Source organism: Pseudoalteromonas sp. RWi3 (assembly GCF_054960735.1).
The window spans coordinates 1-5,272 of sequence record NZ_JBHNYL010000033.1 but is presented as its reverse complement, the minus strand read 5'-3'; the positions used below and the strand labels follow the sequence as shown (position 1 = coordinate 5,272).

At 42.5% G+C, this 5,272-nt stretch carries 1 protein-coding gene and 1 pseudogene; both read right to left on the bottom strand.

The annotated features are described in order from the left end of the window. Positions 1-215: 215 nt before the first annotated feature. Complete coding sequence (locus ACFI4Z_RS18950; RefSeq protein ID WP_462671883.1) at positions 216-4,766, bottom strand: PKD domain-containing protein; 4,551 nt, start codon at positions 4,764-4,766, stop codon at positions 216-218. A gap of 92 nt (positions 4,767-4,858) precedes the next feature. Beyond that, positions 4,859-5,041, bottom strand: a pseudogene (locus ACFI4Z_RS18945) (IS3 family transposase); the annotation flags it as partial. Positions 5,042-5,272 lie beyond the last annotated feature (231 nt).

Genomic DNA, 5,272 nt, shown 5'->3' with positions numbered 1-5,272 from the left:
TTTTTTGCCTGTCCTTTTTTATTGATTGAAACTTTAAAGTGAGTGTCGCTTATATTCGCAAGTGAAAAAAGGTAACGAGCTAGTTATTTATTTTTATATTTTGTAAAAAAGAAAGGTAAACACTCTAATACACTGTATGGTAGTAAAGTGTTTATAGGAGTCGACGCTATAACCCTCTTCATTCTTTTAAAACACAAGAGGGCTTATGCCTGACACTAGTTAATCTCGGTGACTCCTGGATAGAACGTATCAATTGGTGTACTTGCTGGGACAGTGCTTTTGGTGAATGCACCCCCACTTAGTGTATACGCGTACATCTGATCTTCGGCTACCGTCCCATTTGATGCGAAACCAACTATATCACCATTTGCATCCTCGGTAAGAAAACCAACCATTGAAGTATTTGTAATCGAAGCAACTTCGATTACTGTACTAGCACCATCAAACTGCATCAGCTTACCGCCCTCAGTACCGTAATAAAATTTACCATCTGATGCAGCAAGTAACGCCGTAGACGGTAAGTCAGTCAAACCTGTAACAGCATCAGTAATTGTTGGCGTTGCGCAGTCGTTTTGAACCTGCTGAATAGTACCTTGGTTTGGCGTCGCACTGTTGCGTGTAGCAAAATAACCATTACCGGCCACAGTCATGAAACTTATCGCACGCACAGGATCGTGAGGCCCAGCAGTGGTGAATTTATAAACACCGCGTTGTAAGCTGTTTGGGTTTACACAATTGAGATTGCTATCAGTGAAAAACCATAGATTATCGTTATCTACTATTAATTCGTAACTCGGTATGCTCGCCGTGGTCGAATCTAAGACTACTGCTAACTCGTTAATCGCCAATGTTCCAGCGTCAATAGAATATAGTGCGTAAACATGTTTTCGAAGCTCTATCCCTAAACCATAAAGAGTTTGAGATGATGTTTCACCCAAGCCAATCCCTGGTCTGAAATAGGTCGATGGTGCAATTTCTTGCGTAACACCTAATGCAGAATCAAAATGCATTGTTGCACCTTCACTACTTTTACTACTGGCACTGCCTGCTAATGTAGAGAAAAAATAATCACCAGTTGATGCCTTCGTTATCCGGCCAAAAGGATAACCACCATTTTCAAAACCAAAGTCGAACTGTTGTACGCTGTTATTCAACCGATCAGCTGTTAAGAGTGCTCCTCGCTTATTAACGCCGCCATCATAGCTCAGAGTTGTTACGAATCTATCGTTAATTGAATCGCTTGCACGATCCAAAATAGCAGGGTCACCGATAAAATAAGTCCCCCTGTCGCCGCCTCCGGTAATAATAGGGCGATCGACATAGCTTCCTTTTGTCACTTCACTCAAAGTAGGTAAAGCTAGAGATAGGCCTAGCGAAGCAGTATCAACACCTAAAAAGGTTGATGCGTTTACATCAGCTATATTCATATAAGCGGTATCACGAATTACTGAAGCAGTAACACCGCTAACTTTAGAGTCTTTATGATTACTAAAGTTTCGAACGTATACAGGCAGTGTAACGGAGCCATTAGTGCGGTATAAACCAGGAGCCCACCCACCTCCACCGGAACACATCACATAAATATCGACTAGTCCCCAGCGAAAGTTGCCTACTGCGTTGTGGCAATCAGGAATAGCTTCACCACCACCTCCATTACGTCCATTACCAGTTACATTCAATGGGGCATACTCCTCAATCATGATCATATAATCTTGATCAACAACAAATTTTCGTGCACTTGCCACAATTGGAGAGCCGAATTCGGCAATACTCCACGCTTTACTTAAATTGTTATTATCAGTTGGCGTCATTTCAATTGCCGACAGTTGTCCTGATCGTGAACTGCCAAAGGCTGCTAATATCTTATTACTAGTAACGTTCCATGCTAAATCGGTAAATGGTGGCACTCTCGAACCTGGGAAAGAACCTTGCGCTAAACCAAATTCGCTAATAACGGAAAATCCCCGATAGTCAGCGCTACTAGGATCACTGTTAACGTGGATTAGTACCCCTGCATCATCAGTGCCGCCTTTTAGGGTAAAGATAAACATCGATTTACCGTCAGGGTGAAATAGAATTTGATGCCTAAATTGACGTATACTATGGCCGTTTAAAGTTATGTCTGGTGCATTAGCGAATATGACCGCAGTATTCGTTGCAGGGTCAAATTCAATAATTACTCCGGTATTATGTAACCCCGTTGCATCGATTAAGGCGTACATTTTCTCATTACTAGGGTGTAACACAAGAGACTGTATATGAGCTGATGATCCCATACGAGGCAAACCATGAAGACTTAAGATTTCTGTCGCCTTTGTTAAATCTCGTTCCTCTAAAGATATCAATGAACCCGAACCACTGTCACCTCCCGTAGCACTTAGCATCATTAAATTATGTCCAGCAGGAAGCGGTATTGCAGCGCCTTTAATAGGGTCTTTCACCAGCACCCCTTGGCTATTCTTGGTACTATCTAACAGACCATCGTTTACAATTAAAGTGACGGTGTAAGTGCCAGCCACATCAGGGGTAAAGACAGGTTTAGCTACGTTGCTATCGCTTAACGTTGCAATACTTGCAGGTGGCGTAATTAATTCCCAATGATAGGTTAGTGTATCGCCGTTAACGTCAAAACTGTTACTAGCGTCAAGCGTATAGGGTTTAGTTGTAATACCATCTATTGCAGAGCCCATAAATGCAAAGGGGGCAATATTTTTTTCTGTATCGTGAATTACAAGTACATCGGGTAGGCTTATACTTTTACCATCACTAACAAATAGTTGAATAACAAAATCACCCTCCACATCAGGCGTAAAATCTGGATTTCTTGATTTTTCGTTATTCAATTGCGCTGTACTACCCACAGGATGACTCAAAATTGACCAGCTGTAGTTTAAGCTGTCACCATCTGCATCACTAGAGCCAGAGCCATCGAGTACCACATTGGCGTTGAGATCTACTTGAAAGTCGCGACCGGCATTCGCAACAGGCAGTGTATTACTAGCACCGTCTCTAATAACCACTACATCGGATGACTTCTGTCCTGCCACGTCGGTCACAGTGAGCTGAACAACGTAATCACCAGCACGATCAGGCATTAGGGATGCTATAGCCATACTGCTGTCGTTAATCACTGTCGCGCTGCCACTTGGACTTGATAACATAGACCAATTGTAACTTAGTGGCTGTAACTCAGGATCACTTGAAGTAGAGCCATTCAAAGTCACTAATACACTGGTGGCTGCAGATTGATCTGCTCCTGCATGAGCGGTAGGAGCGAGATCTTGATCTGATATTGTCACTGTTGTAGGTGCACTATCTTTGTCACCATCATTAACGATTAACTGAAAAACGTAATTGCCTAAAGTGTCGGGTGTAAATTCTGGCGCTACAATATTATTAGCTGAAAGCGTTGCGCTACTAGTGCTTGGTGCTGTGACCAAGCTCCAACGATAACTTAAGCTATTACCTTCAGGATCGGTTGATTGAGAACCATCAAGATTGATCGACTGACCTGTTACTACCTTTTGAGATACACCAGCGTTGGCCGTTGGTGCAAGGTTACTTGTTGAAATGGTCACTGAATCAGCCGTACTTAAGTGCTGGCCATCGAAGACAATAAGTTGAACAACGTAATCACCCATCACATCTGGTGTTAAAGTTGGGTGCAAGGTATGGATATCCGCCAAAGTGGCTGCAGAAGTTCTGGGCTTTGAACTGATTGACCAACGAGGCGTAAGAGCGTCGCCATCACCATCTTTGGAAGCACTGCCATCTAAATGAACTATTTGACCGAGTTGCCCACTCTGGTTAACCCCTGCATTTGCAACAGGAATATGATTACTAGCGTGAAGTATGACAGTGCTCACTGCGCTATCAGCCTGTCCATCGTTAACGATGAGGGAAAGGATAAAGTCACCAGACACGTCTGGGGTGATACTCGCCTTCGCTGAGGTAGCATCGACAATCGAAACAGTACTTCCCACTGGGGCATTAACGATACGCCATTGGTAGCTTAGTTGGTTACCGTCGACATCGCTCGACCCTGACCCGTCAAGAAATAAGGTGCTACCGATAGTAAAGGTAGTACTCGCCCCTGCATCTGCCACTGGCGGTAGGTTCTGGTCACTAATCAACACAGTATCCGGTAAGCTATCATTGTTACCGTCACTGACAATTAGCTGGACTTCATAATCACCAGATACATCTGGTGTTAATACAGGGTATGGAGAATCGGCGCGAACTAACACAGTTGAACTACCTGACGGCATTGAAACTAGCGTCCAAGCATATGCCAATTGATCACCATCGCTATCGAAACTCAAACTTCCATCAAGGGTGATTTCATTGGTGCCTTGCGCTTTTTGGTCAAAACCCGCATTAGCGACAGGAGCAGAGTCACTGTCACTAATCATCAGAATGACAGGGAGACTATCATTTGCTCCATTATTAACAATTAACTCAATTTCATAATCGCCAACCTTGTCAAGATATAAACTTGGAAATGGGCTACTTGAATCACTTAGTTGGCTAGTGCTAGCGGTTGGCTGGCTGACTATTTTCCATGAATAGGTTAGTGGTGCGCCATTAGCGTCAAATGAACCACTACCATTTAATGTTACGGTAGCACCCTGTTGGAGCATCATTGAGTGACCTGCATCAGCAACGGGTAAAGGGATAGGGGTTGTTGGGGTTGTTGGGGTTGTTAGGCTCCCATCATCTCGGCATGCGGTCAAAAAGAGTAGGGCTAAAATCATTATAAAACGCATATAAATTACCTGATTTATTGATGGAAGTTATTAAGGGTTATGGGTAAACAGTTTGTTCTATTAAATAATGTAGGCTATATATTATGTTGTGGTCAACTAATTCCGGACAGTGAATTAAGTTTTTCTTCTGCTACAGCAGGGGCAACCATTTGATTATAGCTATGTGGTCTGTGCCAGTTATAGTAATTCATCAAATAATAGCTAATATCTTTTTCAGCATCTTGATAATTACTATAACCTAATGATGGAACCCATTCCGTTTTTAAAAGTAAAAAAGGACAGACACATATTTTTGTCAGAACATTTTGCGCTTTTCCCATAAGAAAGTAAAAAAGGACAGACATATATTTTTGTCAGAACACTTTGCGCTTTTCCTATCGTATGTAACCGTATCATTATTTTTTTGCGCACTGTTAGTGTTAGTTACAGCACTTAGAATTCAGTTGCTTGGCAGGAATTTTAGGTATAAAAGGCAAATCGAGGCCGACACTTTGTTTAATAACGTG